This window comes from Streptomyces sp. NPDC059785, from assembly GCF_042732375.1.
GTDB lineage: Bacteria > Actinomycetota > Actinomycetes > Streptomycetales > Streptomycetaceae > Streptomyces.
This window is the reverse complement of the sequence record NZ_JBHWHV010000034.1, coordinates 36,694-54,341: the sequence shown is the minus strand read 5'-3', so window position 1 is coordinate 54,341 and position 17,648 is coordinate 36,694. Positions and strand designations below refer to the sequence as shown.

Below are 17,648 nucleotides of genomic sequence, written 5' to 3'. Positions count from 1 at the left end.
CGGTGACGTCGGCCGTTGACGATTCCCGCCGAACGTCACGATCCTTCTGCTCATGCCCCACTGTCCTGATTCAGCCGCCACCCCCGCTCCCCCACCGTCCGGTTCCGGCCAGGAGCCGACGCCGTGAACGCCGCCCCGGCGCCGAGCACATCCGCGTTACTGGACCGCATCCGGGCCGGACTCGTCGGGGACGACGAGGTGCTGCCCGGCCCCTACGGCGACAACCGGATCGTCTACGCGGACTACACCGCCTCCGGCCGCGCCCTGGACTTCATCGAGGACTTCGTCCGCGCCCGCGTACTGCCCCTCTACGGCAACACCCACACGGAGACCTCCGCCACCGGCCTGTACACCACCGGGCTGCGCGAGGACGCCCGCCGCATCATCCGCGACGCGGTCGGCGGCACCGGGGACGACATCGTGCTCTTCTGCGGCTCGGGCGCCACCGCCGCGGTCAACAGGCTCCTCGGCATCCTGGAACTGGGCCGCACGGACCCGCCGCCACCGCCCGCCGCCCGGCCGGTGGTCCTCATCGGACCGTACGAGCACCACTCCAACGAACTGCCCTGGCGCGAGTCGGCCGCCGACGTGGTGGTCATCGACGAGGACGCCGACGGTCACATCGACCTCGCGGCGCTGGAGCGCGCGCTGCGCCGGTACGCGGACCGCCCGCTGCGCATCGGCAGTTTCTCGGCCGCCTCCAATGTCACGGGCATCCTGACCGACACCGACCGTGTCGCGCGCCTGCTGCACGCGTACGGCGCCCTGTCCTTCTGGGACTACGCGGCCGCCGCGCCCTACGTCCCCATCCGGGTCGCGGAGAGCGCGCCCGGCGCCGGCGACCGCAAGGACGCGGTGTTCCTGTCGCCGCACAAGTTCCCCGGGGGCCCGCAGACGCCGGGTGTCCTGGTCGTACGCCGTGACCTGATGCGCAACCGGGTGCCCACCACGCCGGGCGGCGGCACGGTCGTGTTCGTCGACCCCGCCGCGCACCGCTACCTCGACGATCCCGTCGCACGCGAGGAGGGCGGCACCCCGGCCATCGTCGAGTCCGTCCGGGCCGGGCTCGTCTTCGCGCTCAAACAGGCCGTCGGTACGGACACGATCCGGGCCGCCGAGGAACGCCACTGGCACCGCGCGCTGGCCGACTGGGCGGGCGAGCCGCGGATCGAGGTCCTCGGCAACCACCGCTCCCGACGGCTGCCGATCATCTCGTTCCGCATCCGCCACGGCGAGAACCGCTATCTGCACCACCACTACGTCGTCGCCCTGCTCAACGACCTCTTCGGCATCCAGGCCAGGGGCGGCTGTTCCTGCGCCGGTCCCTACGGCCACCGGCTGCTGGGCATCGACACCGAGGCCTCGCACGCCTTCCGGGACCAGATCGTCGACGGCTGCACCGGCATCAAGCCCGGCTGGAGCCGGCTCAACTTCAACTACTTCATCAGCGACACGGTCCGCGACTATCTGATCGAGGCGGTGCGCCTGATCGCGGCGTACGGGCACCGGTTGCTGCCCGACTACCGCTTCGATCCCGGCACCGGACGGTGGTACCACCACGCCCGCCCGGTCGCCCCTGCGCTGCGGCTGACGGACGTGCGCTTCACCGGCGAGGAGGGCCTCACCGCCCCGGCACCGGTCCCCCGACGGCGTCTGGGGGAAGAGTCGCTGGCGGGCCGGCTGGGGCACGCCCGCGCCGTACTGGACTCGCGCACCGACCGCCTGGACGACGGCCCCACCGGGCTGCCGCCCGGCGTCGAGCAGCTGCGCTGGTTCCCGCTGCCGCCCGCGTGCGTGGAGCGGAACCGAGCCGCCGGCATCGGCCCGGAAACCCGTTCCCGGGCGTAAGGGACCGCGGCCTCGACCGGCGGCACGGACTGCGGTCGTGTCAGGGCCCGGTCGGGCTGCCGAGCGGGTTGCCGGTCGGGCTGCCGAGCGGGTTGCCGGGCAGGTTGCCGAGCGGGTTGCCGGGCGGGTTCCTGCTCCGGTGACGCGTCGGTGACGGTGTGATGGCGTGGCCGCGACGTCACCGGTGGGATCGTGCGGCAACCATGCCTGTGCCTCTCAAGGTCCGCACGCAGCGTCCGGCGACACCGGCGGTCACCCCGGTGCGCGATCCGAGTATGCCGACGGGGACGGAGGTCTCGAGCCCGCGGGCACCGGCTTCGCGTGCGTCGGGTTCGGCCGTGGAGCCCGGTCCGTCGGCCGTGGCGCATGCGCGGTCGGTGGTCGGCAACGCGGTCGTGGCGGCGGCGCTGGGCGAGACGCTGCCGGGCGCCGGGCCGGCCCCGTCCGGGTGGGCCGGGCAGATGATGATGCGGGCCGGGCAGGATCTGCTCGGCAATCAGGCCGTGGCGGCGCAGGCGGGCGCGCTGCCCGCCGCCGGGCCTCCCACCTCGGTGCCCGAGCGGCTCCCGGCGGAACAGCCACCCGACAAGAAGGCGGAGCCGGGCAAGAAGCCGGAGCCGAAGCCGGTGCGGAAGGCGAAGGCGCCGCCCGCTCCCGCGCCCGCTCCCGACAAGAAGGACGCGAAGGACACCGAGGAGCGTCCCGGCAAGGGGACGAAGGAGAAGAAGGAGGCCGCGGGGCCGCGGTCGCCGGGGACGGATCCGAAGTTCCAGGCGCTGAAGAAGGACGTCGCGGTCAAGAAGCAGCGGGTGGCGGCCAGTCACCCGCCGGCGGCCGCGGAGGCCGGTGCCGCGCAGAGCGCGGCGGTGGCGCCGGTGGACGATCAGGAGGCGCGGGGCAAGGCGGCGCACGCGGAGGACATGGACGCGGCGCAGCCCAAGGAGTTCGACAAGAAGGCGTTCATCGCCGCGGTCGAGAAGGCGATCAAGGACCGGGCGCCGAAGAACCTGGACGAGGCGGACAAGTTCGGGGAGTCGGGCAAGGCCGACGAGGTCAAGACCGAGGTCCAGGGCAAGGTCGGCGAAGGCAAGGACGCAGCGGGACAGGAGATCGCCGACACCACCGCGGCCACGCCGCAGCCCGCGCCGGACGCCAAGCAGGTGGTGCCGCTGAAGGCGGACCAGGTGCCGGGCCGGCCGGGCGCGCCGAACGCGAACCAGGCCGCCCCGGACGCGTTGCCGACGTCGGCCACCGACATGTCCGACGGCCCGGCGCAGGTCAACGATCAGATGGCGGCGGCGCAGGTCACCGAGGAACAGCTGACGTTCAAGAAGTCCCACGAGCCGGGCTTCGACCAGGCGGTGAAGCGCAAGAAGACGATGGAGGAGCATTCGGCGACCGCCCCGAAGAACCTGCGCGCGGGCGAGGCCGCCGAGTTGAAGGAGGCCAAGGCCACCGCGGCGACCCGGGGCACGGCCGCGATGGGCGCCATCCACACCACCCGGGTGGTGGCCGGCCAGCAGGTCACCACCGGCAAGCACGGCACCAAGGAGAGCGACGAGGACAAGCGCAAGAAGGTCACCGCGCTGCTGCAGAAGGTCTTCGACACCACCAAGACGGACGTCGAGAAGATCCTGTCCGACCTGGACAAGAAGGTCGACGACCAGTTCACCCAGGGCGAGAAGCGCGCCCGGGACCGGTTCACCGCCGAGCACACCCGCGGCATGGAGGAGTACAAGGACCGCCGCTACTCCGGCCCGACCGGCTGGGCACGCTGGCTCAAGGACCGGTTCGCCGACCTCCCCGAGGACGCCAACCGGATCTACGAACGCGCCCGCGACAACTACCTGACCGCGATGCGCCAGGTCATCTCCGACGTCGCCGACACCGTCGAGGGCGAGCTGCGCCGCGCCAAGGACCGTATCGCCAAGGGCCGCAAGGACCTTCAGCACGCGGTCGACACCCTGCCCAAGGACCTCAGGGCCCTCGGCCGGCAGGCAGCCGAGGACTTCGCGGGCAAGTTCGACGAGTTGGCCGACACGGTCGACGACAAGGGCACCGAGCTGGTCGACACCCTGGCCACCAAGTACACGGACGCGGTCAAGGCGGTCGACGCCGAGATCGCCGCGGAGAAGGAGAAGAACAAGGGGCTGGTCTCCAAGGCCGCCGACGCCATCGGTGGCGTCATCAACACCATCAAGGAACTCGGCCGCATGCTGATGGGCGTGCTGCGCAAGGCGGCCAGCGCGGTCGGCCTGATCCTCAAGGACCCGGTCGGGTTCCTGGGCCGGCTCATCACCGGGGTCGGCGGCGGCCTGAAACTGTTCATGAAGAACGCCCCCCGCCACCTCCAACAGGGCGTGCTGGCCTGGCTGCTCGGCACCGGAGTGGGCGCGGGCCTGGTGCTGCCCACCACGTTCGACGTGCTGGGCATCCTGGTGATGATCGCCGGGCTGCTCGGGCTGTCCTGGCCGAACATCCGCGCCCGCCTGGCCCGCAAGGTCGACCCTCGCGCGATGGCGGCGGCCGAGACCGGCAAGGACGCCATCCCACTCGTCGTGGCGGCCAAGCAGCGCGGCGTCGCCGGCCTGTGGTCGGACCTGAAGTCCCGGGTCGGGGACCTGAAGAAGGACCTGGTCGGCAAGCTGGTGTCCTACCTGCTGCCGACCATCATCATCGCGGGCGTCACCTGGATCGTGTCGCTGTTCAACCCCGCCTCGGCGTTCATCCGCGCCTGCAAGATGATCATCGATATCGTCCGGTTCATCGTCACCCAAGGCCGGCAGATCATCGAGTTCGTCAACACCGTCCTGGACGCGGTCATCGCCATCGCCCGCGGCGGCACGGGCGGCGTCCCCGCCCTCGTCGAACGCGCCCTCGCCCGCTCCATCCCGGTCCTCATCGGCGCCCTGGCCGCCATCCTCGGCATCGGCGGCATAGCCGGCAAGGTCAAACAGATCTTCCAGGCCCTCGCAAAGCCGGTGAACCGCGCCATCGACTGGGTCATCGACAAGATAACGGGGCTGCTCAGGAAGCTTTGGAGCAAGCTCAAGCCCAAGAAACCCCGGCGCCCCGGGCCCAAGCGGCCAAGGCGGCCGAAGGACCGCGCCAGATCCCATCGCCCCCGGCCCCGACGCCCGCGCAAACGTCCGGACGGCAGGCCACGCAAACGCAGGCCGGACCGGAAGAAGCCCTCGAAGAAGAAGCCCACGGACAAGAGCCTCGCACCGGCTCGGCTCAGCTTGTCGATGAGCGGCGAGGGGCACACCCTCATCGCGACACCAGGTCGCGGCGTGGACATGGCGAGCAGACAGAAGAAACTGTCCACCAAAGCCAGAAATCTGATCGGCGATATAGGAAAGAGGAACCCGAAAGACCCCAAAGAAAAAGATAAGATCAAGGCACTCAAGAAAATCGTCGACGACGCAGTAAAAGCCGAAGCACTCGTCAAGAAGGCTGAAGCAGCCCTGAATGATCGGAATAATCGGGAAGTTAAATCGCTGATCGATTACCCCGGCTTGCTTGCTGCACTCCGTGACCTCAGAGATCTCATAGTCGGCTACGGCTCCGAATTCGGCGTCAAGGATCTGACTGCGAGCGACATCGTCGATGTCGTCAAGATAGAGAAGGAGATCCAAGGTGACGTCACCAAGGTAGCGCGAAAGCACGACAAGACGGGCCGGTACGAGGACGTGGTCGAGACCGTGGTCGACGAGGTCAACAAGAACAACCACGTTATGATGCTCACCACGTACAAAGCCCCGGCCTCCCTGCGCGAGTCGGCCGCCAAAAAGGACTATCCCAAGTGGAGCGGTAAGGACGTAATCCAGAACGCCGCCTTCTACGTCGTGCCGTACTACCATCGCGACTCGGGACACACGTACTACATATTGATCGGCGATCAGGAGCTGATCAGCAAAGAGGCGCAGGAAAGCCTCGAAAAAATTCAGAAGGCGGCAAAAGACGCCACGAAACTGCCGGTACAATTTTATCAGGATAAACTCGGCCCAGGGAGAATAGCGGCCGCCCGCGGAGAGAAAAGAGATTTCCTTAAGAGAGTTTTCTTGGGGTCCGTCATAGAAGGCTATATCGCCGCACAAGCGGCCAGCCTGCACAATGTCAACTGGCTGGGACAAGCGGAGCCGGGTGAGTCCGTGCCAGATTGCACCATTCAGGATGGCGAGCGACTTATATCCATCGACATCACCGGACCAAGCGATACAGCCATGTCTGACCATCTGGGTCGCGCCTACTACAGTCGAAAGATGCAAATCATCACCTATCCGCGCATGAGCCAGGAACGCGTAGACAAGATTTTCGAGTGAATTCACGAAAGGCGTCCGCGTGACGATTTCCCTCGCCGACGAGCTGTTCGAGAACGTCAGGAACCTTGAGGACACGGAAACCATCGAAGACTTCGAGTTGCATCAGTGCACGTTCGTCGGCGCGGTCCTGGTTCAGCATGTCAATCCGAACCCAAGTCTCGTGGTCCGCGGTGTCAGGGCCATCGGGTGCACACTCAACCGCTGCAGGGTCAGCGGCGTGCGCTTTGAGGACGTCACGCTCGACGGGCTCTCCGTCAGGGGCGGCACCCAACACCTCCACGGCTGCATCTTCTCCCACGTGAAGATCAGCGGAAAAATCGGGCCGTTGGGCATAACGTCTCCCCTGCCCGTGCCGGACGGAGAACTGGTGCCAGGAGCCGAACAGGCGCTCATCAACGCGTACAGGTCGATCGACTGGGCAGTCGACATCTCTGAAGCCGAGTTCGCCGAGATGACGCTGAATTACGTGCCGGGAGACCTTGTGCGGCGAGATCCGCGAACCCAGTTCCTGCTACGACGGGACAGTCTATCGAAAGTAGCCGGGCGCGAACTGCCAGACAACGCCGACATCCTACTGAACCAGATAAACCTTACGCCCTTTGACTCGACAGTCGTCGTCGCTCCGACGAGATCCAAGCAGTTCCGTTGGTTCCTGGAAACTCTTGAAGCACTCCGGGACATGGGCCTGGCAGAGTAGCCAGCGAGACCCCGGCACGGATCATTCATCGAGTCGGTGCGACGCAGGCTGCAGTCCAGCGGTCAGCCACCACAGCCTGACGGGCAGCGAGGGGAACGCGATGCGAAACAGTTCCCGCATCGCGGCGGCCTGCCGCTCAACTGCCTCCGCTGAAGCCAGCTTGCCCAACAAATGAATCCAGGGGACTGGGTATTTCCATGATTCTCACGCGCGGCGCTGGATCGGTGTCCGGCGCGAGGTCCACCGCGAAGTGTGGACGGCGTCCAGTCCGTCGGTCTCGTCGAAGCAGCCAACGCGGCCGGACGCTCTGCACCGTTCGGCCTCTGTCAAGCATCCCTGACCTCGGGCCAAGCACCACGGGCGGTCAGGCCGAGAATCAACCCAGCGATGTTCCAGGCATCGTCCTCGCCACAGTGATGACGCCCTTCCAGTGGCAGTCCGGCGATTTTCAGGGCCTGGTCCATGCCAGGGCGCTTCCGCAATCCATGGGCATGAGCGAAGACGGCCTTGGCATTGACATGTTGGCGTCCGAACGGATACGCGGTACGGGTGCCCTGGCACTGCCGAGTGAACTGGTGACGGTCGTAGTCACCCCAGCTCGCCCACGGACGCACTCCCGCCTGATGTTCGGCAGCCAACACACGGCATGCCTCCGCGAATCTCACGCCCTCATCAACCTCGGCCTGAGTGAGGCCGGTCAGCCGAGTGCAGAAGGGGCTTACAACGGATCGCACGGGCCGCACCAGAAGCCGATGCCGTCCGACACGCTCACGATTGCCAAGGTCGACGACAGTCAGCCCGATCTCGATGATTTCGCTGACCGAGCCGCGCTGTGGCTCGCCCTCCCAGCATGTCGCCTCGACATCGATGACGTTCAGCAGTCCGTCAGCACTTCCCATGCCGACAGAGTAAGGGGGTGAGCGTCTAACCTTCGCCCCATTTCCTGGCCGCGCAGAGCGGGCTCTGGAGGCATCGGCGCCCGGCGGGACCAGCGGACCATCAAGTCGGCGTACGAGGTCGCACGGGAGATGGTGACTGCCGGAGAAGTCGGCGAGACCGATTCGGCGCGCTGAGACAGGGAAGTGCGGACGCGGCACAAGCGCTGCTCGAAAGGATCGGAAGCCAAAGCGGCGGGTCGGCGGGGCGGCGGACGTCAGGATGGCTGACCGGGATTCTTGGGAGACACCGGCACCACCGCCACCGGTGCGGCCGGTGGCGTTTGCAGCGCCGCCTTCGCCACCGCCGCGTTCCCCACCCCGTCATGGCCGGCCATCAGCATGGGCACCACCGGTACCTGGGGCTGCCCGCTGTGGGCGGCCGTCGCGTTGCTCACCGGCACCGGCACCGGTACCGGTACCGCGACCTTCGCCGGTGGTGTCTGGTGGGTCGCCGACGCTGCTTCCTGCGGTCGCGCCGGCGGCACAGGTGCCACCAACCGGTGCAGTGAGAGCGGTGGTTCGGAAGGCAGCATCCGGGTCACCCCTGGTTTACGTCGGCGAGGAGGTGGGCGTGGGGGCCGAGTTCGGTCGGGCGTAGCAAGCGTGCCTCGCGTTGGTACTGGCGCGCTACTCCACGGACGACATGGCGCATGCCGATCGCGGCGCTGTCGGTGTCCGCCGCGGCCAGGGCAGCCGTGCGGGCCGCGGCGGCGATGCCCGCGCCCGTCATGTCCAGGCGGGCCAGGACGTCCAGGTCGACGTCGGGGGCGAGCGGGGCCTCGGGCGGGAAGGCCAGGTGCCAGAGCCGGCGGCGCTCCGGCGAGGTCGGGCGCGGGAAGTGGACGACGAAGTGGAAGCGGCGGGTGAACGCCGGGTCGATGTTGTCCTTCAGGTTGCTCGTCAGGATCACCAGGCCGTCGCTCTCCTCCAGGCGTTGCAGGAGGTAGCCCACTTCCAGGTTGGCGTAGCGGTCCGTGCCGTGTTTCACCTCGCCGCGCTTGCCGAACAGGGAGTCCGCCTCGTCGAAGAGCAGTACCGCGTGGCTCTCCTCCGCCTGCCGGAACGCGGCCTCCATGTTCTTCTCCGTCTCCCCCACCCACTTCGACACGACCTGGGAGAGGTCCACCTTCAGCAGCTCCAGGCCCAGCATGCCGGTGACTATCTCGGCCGACATCGTCTTGCCCGTACCTGGCTCGCCCGTGAACAGCGCCTTCACACCGCCGTGCGCCGCGCTGCGGGCGAAGCCCCAGCTCTCGGCGATGCGCGGCCAGGCGCGGAAGGCCGACGCTATCTCCAGGATCTGGTTCAACTGGGCATCCGGCAGCACCAGGTCCTCCACCGTGCGGCGCGGCACGATCGCGTGGACGGAGCTGCCGCTGCGCCCGCGCGTCACCGTGGCGATCGCGGGCTCGACGTGGTCGGACACCGGCTCCGGGCGGCCGTTGCCCGCCAGCCGGGCCCCGGCGTCGGCCACCGCCGCCACGGCGCGCAGTTCGCCGCCGCTCATCCGGTAGCGGCCGGCCAAGTCCTCCAGCAGGGGGCCCGTCAGCTCCGGGAGCGCGGACGACCACATGGCCCGCCGGTCCGCCAACTCCGGTACAGGGATGGTCAATTCCGCGTACGTACGACTCGCCAGCAGGCCCGCGGGGCGCCACGGCTTCAGGCCCGTCAGGCACACCGGGACCCGGGAGCGGAGCAGCGCGCCCGACACTGCCTCGGCGGCATGCCGGCCCTGCGGTGATCCCACGTCGTGCAGCTCGTCGGTCGGTATCCACAGCACCGCACCCAGCGCCGCCGCCGTCCGCAGGTCTGCCTCGGGGTTCGTCGTCAACTGCCTCAAGGGTGCGCCGGCGGCTCTCGCCAGGGCCTGTACCGCGTCGAGCTGGCCGCCCGGCGGGCAGCCCCACAGCCCGGCCAGGTCGAGGTCGCCGGCGCCCAGCGCACGGCCCAGCCGCGTGAGGCGCTCCGACGACAAGTACGGGGAAAGGACGCGGGGTTCCGGCTCCACCATCTCGCCCGGGTCGTGACCGATCAGACCTACGTCGCCGCCCCAGCCCAGCAGGAATTCGAGGACGCCCGGTCCGAGGAGCAGTTCCTGGGAGAGTTCGACCGGTGCCTCACCATGGGGGCGCAGGAGGCCGTACCGGCGCAGAGGGCCCGTCGGGCCCAGGGCGCGGCGCAGGGCCAGCCGGGCCCCTGCCCCCGCGTCATCGGGGCGTTCAGGGTTCCCGTCGGCGCCCACGTCGGTCGCAGGGCCGATCGCGCCGGCCGCCCCCACCGTCACCAGCAGCTCCACGCTCGGCAGCCGGCGGTTCAGGTTGTCCACGATGTAGGCGTAGATCCGCTCGTACCCGCGGTCCAGTTCGGGCGCGGCGACCAGAAGCAGTGCGTCCTGGTCGGCGCGGGTCAGGCCGAATCGGGTGGCCAGCGCGTCCAGCGGCAGGGTGCTGCCCTCGGCGGACGCGCGTCGTCTCAGCTGCCGTTCCGCCTCCGGCTCGGATCCGGACGGTGCGTACGGCTGTGTCATCGACGCGGTCAGGCCGTGCACCTCTTCGAGGAGTACGCCGACCTGTTCGTCCGTCACGCAGTACGGCGTGAGGTCCGGCCGGGTCAGTCTCGCGGCGATCCGCGCCTGCCGTTCGACGGCGGCGCGCAGCGCGCCGTGCAGATCGCCCAGCCGGATCCGCAGGTGTTCGACCGCCGGCTCGCCCATGCCTGTCCCCCGGCCCCCCAGTGATACGCCTTCATCCATGTCCCGGCTTCGTCCCTCCCATGGTCCACCCGTGCCCGTCACCCGGCCGTCACCCGCCCGAGAAGGTCAGCGTCCGGCCGTCCAGCCACGGCACGTCCGGTACGTCGGCGAGCAGGCCGCCGCGCAGCAGATCGGAGTGGCGGCGGCCCAGCGGGACGCGGACGCGGACGGCGTCGGGCTCGAAGCGGACCGTGGCGTCCAGGTCCGCGAAGCGGTTCAGGGAGAGGAGGGGGTGCGGTGTCTCGCGGCCGTGCCAGAGCGTCCAGGCGATCGTGGACAGGCCGAGGGCCGCGGCCAGGGTGACGGTGCGCTCCAGGGCCCCGTCGTCCGCGAGCGGGACGGCTCTGCGCTCCACCGTCAGGGCCGTGACCAGGTCGGCGAGCAGGGCCGCGTGGCCGGGCAGGGCCGCGGCGAGCCGCGGGTCCGAGGAGCCGTTCGCGGACGCCCACAGCGGGGGCTGCCAGGGCAGCCGCCGCACCGGGTCGCCGCGCAACGGGGGTACGGCGGTCATGAACGGTACGTCCGCCTCCGCAAGTTCGCGCAGGGCACCGGGCGGCAGGGGTCCGTCGCAGATCAGCACGGGCGGCCGACCGCACGCCTGCCAGTGCGGCAGCAGGTCCGCGGTCTCCCCGGCCCAGGCGACCGGGAACATGCCCTCGGCGTCGACGAGGAGCAGTCCGTCACCCGCCCCGGTGACCAGGAGCGGGTCGGCGGGGTCGTGGCCCCGGCACACCGACAGCGCCAGGACGCCGTCGAGGAGCGGGAGCGCGGGGCGCGCCTGCCGGGCGAAGTCGGTGAGCCGCTCCTCGGGTACGGGCGGGTCGAAACCGGCGAAGGCGGCTGCCGCCGCCCTGTCCTGCTCACCGCGGCGCCAGCCCCGCGCCGCGACACCCAGCACCTTGTACGCCAGGGCGGCCGCGAACAGCGGTGTCTGCTCGGCCAGTTCGATACCGGCCAGGGCCGGTCCGATCGCGTTTAGGTACCCGATCTGCGCCAGGGGTCCGGCGAGCAGGAAGGGCAGGACCGAGCACACCTGTACCTCGTGTGCGCCCGTCCGGGACACCGGCCCGCTCCCGGTCGCCGGGGAGGGAACCGGAGCGGCCCGGTCCGGCTCGTCGGGGCGGTCGACACCGTCGGGCAGCGACCGTACGAGCCTGGTGATCTCGTCGTGGTCCGCCCCGGTGACGTAGTCGGTGAGCCGTTGCGTCGGAGTCGCTCCGGGTTGTGTTCCACGTAATTGCTCGGGCAGCGTCCCGTCCCGGCCGGCCTCCACGGCGCGCCGGGCGAGTTCCGCGAGCAGGCGTCCGGCCGGTTCGTCGTCCTGTCCCAGCAGGGCCAGTGCGTAGACGCGCAGCGAGTCGTCCGGGAGCAGGGCGAGGAGTGCGTCCAGTTCGTCCCGCTCGGCGAGTTCGGTGAAGAGCGCCGCGGCCGATGGTGGCGACCACGGCGTACGTGCGGGGGCGAAGGACTCCTCGAACCCGGCCGGTTCCGCGGCGGTCGCGTCGGCGGGGACGTCCGCCACCCGGACCGGTGCCACCTCCACCTCGAAGGGCGACTCCCCCGGGCCGGACCGGCCGTGGCCGCCCGGCCGGACGGTGACCCGCACCGGCTCGGTGATCTCCACGTCCGGGCCCTCGCCCTCGAGGTGTGCCGCGAAGTGGTCCCGCAGCACCTCGGGAAGGGCGTCGACGACCTGGTCGACCAGACCGCGCGGATCGGGTCCCCAGCTCCACCCACCGCGCCGGACCACCGTCACCGTGCAGTGGTGCACGGCGATCTCTCCGGTGGTCCGGTCGGTGGGTGCGGTCATGCCACGGCCGCCTTCTCCAGCCGTCCCGCCCAGCCGCTCACCAGCACCAGTACGCCGTACGTGGTGTCGCCGGCGAGGGAGACCGGCAGCTTCACCGTGTTCCGGTCGGCGGGGATCTCTCCGGCGAGGACGTGGGTGGCCTGGTCGTCGGAGATCAGCGCGACCACTCGGGCGGTGGTGGTCGTGGGCAGGGGCACGGTGACGGTGAGGTCGTCCGTCGTCAGGTCGAGGCCGCCCGTCCACGACGGCAGATGCAGCAGTCTGGGCTTCGGCTTCGCCTGGGTACCGTCGTCCGACGTCCCCCTCTCGATCGCGTAGGCCAACGGCTCGCCGAGCGCGCCCGGTTCGTCGTCCACGGGTGCCACGGCCAGCTCCCGGGCGTCGACCGGGAGCGTCGCGGTGCGGCCCGTGCCGAGGGAGACCCGCAGGGGCAGGGCGGGTCCGACGAGCGCGGCGGCGGTGGTCGGCGCGCTCGCGCCGGTGAGTGTCAGCGCGCCCAGTACGTGGTCGGTGTCGACCGCGTACACCACGGAGAGAGCCATCTCCTCAGCCACCGCCGTTCATCACGGGAAGAGCCATCGTCAGCCACCACCGTTCGTTGCCGGGACCGCCGCCACGACGAGGAAGTCGACCGCGCCGGGGCGCTCGAAAACCTCGCCGGGAGCGTTCAGTGGGTCGTACAGGCGCGCCCTGCACCGCACCCGGAGGTCGGCGTCGACGGTCGCCTCCGCGGGGACGTGGAGCACCGACTCCTCCGCGGTGGCCGGGATGCGTGGGGTCAGGTGGACGTGCACGACGGCCCGGCCGTCGGCGACCTGCTGCGCCGTGATGCCCGCGGGCAGCGGCAGGAGCATGCCGTCGGTGGCCGTCCCCGAGGTCACCAGGGTGCTGCCGACCGGCATCCGGCCGTTGAAGCTGCCCTCGATCGTCAGGTTGCCGTTGGCCGCCATGGTCATCAGCGGCGCGACCGTGCCACTGCCCTGGTACAGGCCGAAGACCAGGCTCGGCTGTTCGCCGCCGGACAGGACGACCGCGGGCTTGCCCTCCTGGACCGCCGTGCCCGTCCGCAGGGTCAGCGCGCCCGACTGGGCGGAGACCGTGTCCGCGCGGACCCCGGAGTAGCGCACGGGGACGCCGCGGGCGCTCGTGGCGACGCCGCTGAAGTGGCCGTCCGTCCAGTGGACGTAGCCGAGGAGGATGAGCCAGCGGACCGGCGGGGCGGCCGGGGCGGCACCGATCGCGGGTGGCTCCTGGCCGCCGACCAGCAGCTCGTCGCCGAGCCGTCCGAAGACGAGTCGGTACGACTCCTCGACCCGTGTCCTGGCGTTCGCGCCGCCGCACGAGACCGGCTGCGGGGACGCGGCCGGCTCGCGGTCGGCGGCGGCCAGGAAGACCGGATACGGCTCGTCCTGCACCGCCAGTGCCGAGTCCGCGCCGTTGACCTCCTCGAAGTCGCTCTCCCGCAGCACCACCGGATCGGTGACGACGATCTCGCGGCCGGTGCCGTCGACGGCGTACCCCGCCGCCACGCTCACCTCGACGTAGCGCGCGCCCGTCGCCGCGTCGGTGCGCGGCTCCGTGGTGAGGGCCAGTCCCTCGGCGACGCCCCAGTCGTGCAGGTGCCGGGCGTGCCGGCCGGAGACGCCGCGCGCGTGCTCCACCGTGGCCGACAGGTCCGCGGCGGCGAGTACCTGCCCCTCGGAGAAGGCAGGGCGCATCGGACCCGTCATGGCGTCTCACCGGGCTTCCGGGTACGGGAGGACCTGGTCCGTTTCGCCGGAGGCTTGGCCGACTCGGCCGCCTGTGCCGGCCCCGCGGCATCAGCAGCATCGCCCGGGTCGGCGGGATCGGCCGCATCAGCCGCATCAGCCGGATCAGCCGGATCGGCGGCATCACCGGACGACTGGCCGCCGCCCCGCGAGGCGCCCCCCTGCGAAGCACCACCCTGCGCTCCACCACCCCGCGGCGCGCCCTCCAGCTCCTCCAGCCGGGAACCGAGCCGGTCCGGCAGTTGCTCGGCCACCCGGGTCACCTGCTGCTGGGCGCTGCCCAGTTGGGCGCGCAGCCCCTCCAGTGCCGCCGTCAGGTCGGCCACCTGGGTTCTGAGCATGGCCAGTTCCTGCATGCTGTCGGTGACCTCGCTGGGGGTCGTGTACACCTGCTCGTGCAGGGCCTTGGGCGGGGTCTCGCCCGGGGCCGGGGTGAGCAGCAGGGAGAGCATCTCCTCCAGGTCGCCGGTGCGCGGCCAGTCGCCGAGCAGTCCACCGGCGTACGGGCGCGGCACGGGGCCCTCCGACGGAAGCTCCGGTCTGGTGTGGCACGGCGGTGGCTGGCAGCACAGCCGCTCGGCCAGCTCCCGCAGCCGGTAGAGCTTGGGCAGCCACTCGCCGTACGCCGATCCGCCGGGCAGCACCTGTTCCCGGGTGGCGGTGCAGATCCGTACGACGTCGCAGCCGTCCAGTTCGAGCTCGGCGAGCAGGACGTCGGTGTCGGTGCAGTCGCCGCACGGCGGGTTCAGCGTGGCGCAGGCCGCGTCGGTCACGAACCGCCGCACCGCCACCGTCAGCTCGGCGGCGGCCTCCGCGAGCTGCTGGACGTCCGCGATGGTCGTGCGCTCCGTGCTGTCCTCGGGCGGGGTCGGCAGCAGCGACGGTACGTCGACGGCGGCGACCTTGCCGCGCAGTCCGCAGTCGCCGGTGCCGGGGCTCTGCTCCAGCCGGCCGAGCAGCCATTCGCGGATCTGCACGAGGTCGGCGCGGAACTCGGCCCGCAGTGCGTGGCTGAGCGGGGTGCCCTGGGCCACCAGGCGCACTTCCAGCGCGCCGTCGGTGTCGCCCCCTTGGGGCACCACCCGGGCCTCGGTCTCGGTGAGTACCGCGCGGGCCAGGGAGCGGCGCGGCGCGTCCGGCCACGCGGCTTCCCAGTCCGTCGCGCGCAGCCGGCCGCAGGCCGTGCCGAGCACGCTGCGGGCCTCCTGCTCGGAACCGAGGTCGGGGTAGTCCTTCTTGAGCTGGTCCTGTCCGGCCCGGTCGTAGGTATCGTACCGGGCGACGGCACTGGCCAGCGCGCGGACGTGCTCCGTCGCCTCCCGGGCCGCGGTCGCCGGCAGGGGGCCCTCGCCGCCCGCGTTCTCGCGCAGCCAGGCGAGTCCGTCGGCGTACCGCTTGGCGTCGGCGGCGTCGAAGCGGAACGTGCGGCCGGTGCCGAGGGAGGCGGCGAAGAGGGCGTCGAGGCAGAAGCCGAGCCGCCGGTCGCGGCTGCGGGCGTCGTCGGCACGGGACATCGGGCCGAGTCCGGCGAGCAGTCGGGTGCCCGGGTTGTGCCGGTGGTCCTCGAAGTCGCCGTGCTTGACGAGGAACTGGAAGCCTTCCCGGACCCGGGAGGGTACGCACCCCGGGGACGAGCAGGGCTCCTCCGTGGCGTACGGGGCGACCGGGTCGACCGAGAGCTCCCGGTAGCGCACGAAGAGGCCGTAGCGGCGGGCGCCGTCGTCGTCGCAGGGCTCCTCGCAGTCCACGCCGAGGGCGCTGACGCGCTGTTCCTGCACCAGGGCCCGTACGTCGACCTGTTCGGTGCAGGAGACGACGATGTCGTTGCCCGCGCAGTCGAGGGCGTGTCCGGGCCGCACGGCCACGGTGCCGCCGCCGCAGGGGTCGCAGCTGACACCGAGTCCGCAGACGACGCCCGGCCCGTACAGGGACCGGTTGTGCAGTCTGCCCTTCGCCGTCAGGTAGTCGACGAGCAGACCGAGGTCGTCCTCGGTCAGCAGTTGTCCTGCGAAGAAGCGGGGTCGTACGAAGGCGGAGGTGCCGGTGGCCTCGCCACCGCAGCCGCATCCGCAGTCGGTTCGCATGATCAGCGCTCCTTCACGAAGAACCAGCTCTCGAAGACGTCCCCACCCGCTCCGGTGCCGGACGTCCAGGGCCCGACACCGGACGGCGGGACGTCACAGCCCCGGTGTCCGGCCGTCGTATCTACATCGGATCCACCGGCCGTTTCGGTTCTCCCGGCCGGATCGGTGGGGCCGGCGGCCCCGCTGCCGGCGGCGTCGGTGGTGTCCGCGTCCCGGTGGTGCCGGGGTATCAGCGGGACGCGTCCGCCGACGTGGGTGCCGTCGACCGGGCGGCAGCAGCGGTCCAGGAGGAACGCGGTCCTGACGGTGATCATCAGCCGGTCGCCGTCCTGGAGCGTCTCGCGCGTCGTCTGCCGGTACTTGAACTCCTGGGTGAACTCGCAGGAGTCGTCGTCCGGTTCGGTGAACTTGCCGCCCATGTACCAGCTCGAGGCGTTGCGGCCGCTGCCGCCCTCGATCACCTGGAGCTCGACCACGCCGGGCTTCAGCGAGTCGGCCCGTACGTCCCCGGAGAACCGCACCCGCAGGCCGCCGTGCTCGTCCTGGGTGCCGAGCAGTTCCCTGGCCTCGTCGATGGTGTAGGTGTGTCCGTGGATCCAGTTCACACCGGTGATCACCGTGGGGACGTGGCGGCCGAACGGGCGGCGCACGTTCATGTGGATGCGGTCCCTGCGCACCGGCTCGTGCCGGTCCGCGCAGTCGATCCTGGCCAGCCAGAGCGTCTTGTGCCCGCACGGGGAGCAGCAGGTGTCGCAGCGCTCGTCCGCCGGGGGCTCGCAGCCGGTGACGCGGACGGTGTAGCACTCCTCCGTCCAGCCGTACTCGCAGTCGGAGGTGTCCGCGCAGCCGTCGTTGTAGACGGCGCGGGTGGCCTCGACGGCCCGCTCGGCGTACTGGATGCCGACCCAGACGGTGTCCGCGTCCCGTTCGTCCCGGGGCAGCGCCTTCCACAGGTCGATCACGCAGCCGCCGCGCACCACGACCTCGTTGCCGTCGCAGTCCACGGCGAGGCCGGGCGTGAGCCGCACCTTGGCCTCGGGCCGGCCGCGCTCCGTCTCCGTGTCGTCCGGTCCCAAGCGGTCCGACGACGCTTGTGCCTCCGCCGCCTCCGCCGCCTCGTCCACCCGGGGACCGCCGTGATCGTCGTGACCGCCATGGCCGTCGTGCCCGTCATGGCCGTCGTGCCCGTCGTGACCCCCATGGTCGTCGTGGCCGTCATGACCGTGCCCCACCGGCTCCACGAACAGGCCGCACACCACGCCGTAGCCGAGCAGGCAGCGCATGCGCAGCTTCAGCTTCTCGCGGTAGTACTCCTGTTCGCGCTGGAAGTCCCTGGCGCTCAGCATCTGGCCGTGGAAATACCGCAGCCTGCGCAGTGGCGGCGCGTCGAACTCCTCCGGCCTGCGCGTCCCTGTCTCCGTCATC

Annotated in this window: 11 protein-coding genes; 3 read left to right on the top strand and 8 right to left on the bottom strand. The window is 70.7% G+C overall.

What is annotated here, in order from left to right:
- Positions 1 to 123 precede the first annotated feature (123 nt).
- The 3 genes from ACFV6E_RS24770 (at position 124) to ACFV6E_RS24760 (ending at position 6,870) form a co-directional block, all read left to right on the top strand.
- Positions 124 to 1,848 carry an aminotransferase class V-fold PLP-dependent enzyme gene (locus ACFV6E_RS24770; RefSeq protein ID WP_385464650.1) on the top strand — a complete coding sequence of 575 codons (1,725 nt, stop codon included), beginning with the start codon at positions 124 to 126 and terminating at the stop codon, positions 1,846 to 1,848.
- A 338-nt stretch (positions 1,849 to 2,186) separates the two neighbouring features.
- Complete coding sequence (locus ACFV6E_RS24765; protein WP_385464647.1) at positions 2,187 to 6,173, top strand: hypothetical protein; 3,987 nt, start codon at positions 2,187 to 2,189, stop codon at positions 6,171 to 6,173.
- 19 nt (positions 6,174 to 6,192) lie between these two features.
- A complete protein-coding gene (locus ACFV6E_RS24760) occupies positions 6,193 to 6,870 on the top strand; it encodes a hypothetical protein (RefSeq protein WP_385464644.1) in 678 nt (225 codons plus the stop codon).
- Between the two features lie 326 nt (positions 6,871 to 7,196).
- Here the strand turns inward: ACFV6E_RS24760 and ACFV6E_RS24755 are convergent, their stop codons facing one another.
- The 8 genes from ACFV6E_RS24755 to ACFV6E_RS24720 form a co-directional block, all read right to left on the bottom strand.
- Positions 7,197 to 7,769 (bottom strand): exonuclease domain-containing protein, encoded by a 573-nt coding sequence (locus ACFV6E_RS24755; protein ID WP_385464641.1) that lies wholly within the window; start codon positions 7,767 to 7,769, stop codon positions 7,197 to 7,199.
- Positions 7,770 to 8,023: 254 nt separating this feature from the next.
- A complete protein-coding gene (locus tag ACFV6E_RS24750) occupies positions 8,024 to 8,341 on the bottom strand; it encodes a hypothetical protein (protein ID WP_385464638.1) in 318 nt (105 codons plus the stop codon).
- A 5-nt stretch (positions 8,342 to 8,346) separates the two neighbouring features.
- Positions 8,347 to 10,521, bottom strand: coding sequence for an ATP-binding protein (locus ACFV6E_RS24745; protein WP_385464635.1), 2,175 nt, complete (start codon positions 10,519 to 10,521; stop codon positions 8,347 to 8,349).
- An 88-nt stretch (positions 10,522 to 10,609) separates the two neighbouring features.
- A complete protein-coding gene (locus ACFV6E_RS24740) occupies positions 10,610 to 12,370 on the bottom strand; it encodes a hypothetical protein (protein ID WP_385464632.1) in 1,761 nt (586 codons plus the stop codon).
- Positions 12,367 to 12,924 (bottom strand): hypothetical protein, encoded by a 558-nt coding sequence (locus ACFV6E_RS24735; RefSeq protein ID WP_385167670.1) that lies wholly within the window; start codon positions 12,922 to 12,924, stop codon positions 12,367 to 12,369. The genes ACFV6E_RS24740 and ACFV6E_RS24735 overlap by 4 nt, the downstream gene beginning before the upstream one ends.
- A 27-nt stretch (positions 12,925 to 12,951) precedes the next feature.
- The gene (locus ACFV6E_RS24730) at positions 12,952 to 14,100 is read right to left on the bottom strand and encodes a hypothetical protein (RefSeq protein ID WP_385464629.1); all 1,149 of its coding nucleotides are present in this window, start codon (positions 14,098 to 14,100) and stop codon (positions 12,952 to 12,954) included.
- Entirely contained in the window at positions 14,097 to 16,223 is a 2,127-nt protein-coding gene (locus ACFV6E_RS24725) for a hypothetical protein (protein WP_385464626.1), read from the bottom strand. The genes ACFV6E_RS24730 and ACFV6E_RS24725 overlap by 4 nt, the downstream gene beginning before the upstream one ends.
- A 2-nt stretch (positions 16,224 to 16,225) precedes the next feature.
- The gene (locus ACFV6E_RS24720) at positions 16,226 to 17,647 is read right to left on the bottom strand and encodes a hypothetical protein (protein WP_385464624.1); all 1,422 of its coding nucleotides are present in this window, start codon (positions 17,645 to 17,647) and stop codon (positions 16,226 to 16,228) included.
- Between the last annotated feature and the right edge of the window lies 1 nt (position 17,648).

What these genes read in the sequence shown, in the direction of transcription:
- ACFV6E_RS24720 (WP_385464624.1), bottom strand. Translation starts at nt 17,647, where the DNA reads ATGACGGAGACAGGGACGCGCAGGCCGGAGGAGTTCGACGCGCCGCCA.
- ACFV6E_RS24755 (WP_385464641.1), bottom strand. Translation starts at nt 7,769, where the DNA reads ATGGGAAGTGCTGACGGACTGCTGAACGTCATCGATGTCGAGGCGACA.
- ACFV6E_RS24750 (WP_385464638.1), bottom strand. Translation starts at nt 8,341, where the DNA reads ATGCTGCCTTCCGAACCACCGCTCTCACTGCACCGGTTGGTGGCACCT.
- ACFV6E_RS24730 (WP_385464629.1), bottom strand. Translation starts at nt 14,100, where the DNA reads ATGACGGGTCCGATGCGCCCTGCCTTCTCCGAGGGGCAGGTACTCGCC.
- ACFV6E_RS24725 (WP_385464626.1), bottom strand. Translation starts at nt 16,223, where the DNA reads ATGCGAACCGACTGCGGATGCGGCTGCGGTGGCGAGGCCACCGGCACC.
- ACFV6E_RS24740 (WP_385464632.1), bottom strand. Translation starts at nt 12,370, where the DNA reads ATGACCGCACCCACCGACCGGACCACCGGAGAGATCGCCGTGCACCAC.
- ACFV6E_RS24745 (WP_385464635.1), bottom strand. Translation starts at nt 10,521, where the DNA reads ATGGGCGAGCCGGCGGTCGAACACCTGCGGATCCGGCTGGGCGATCTG.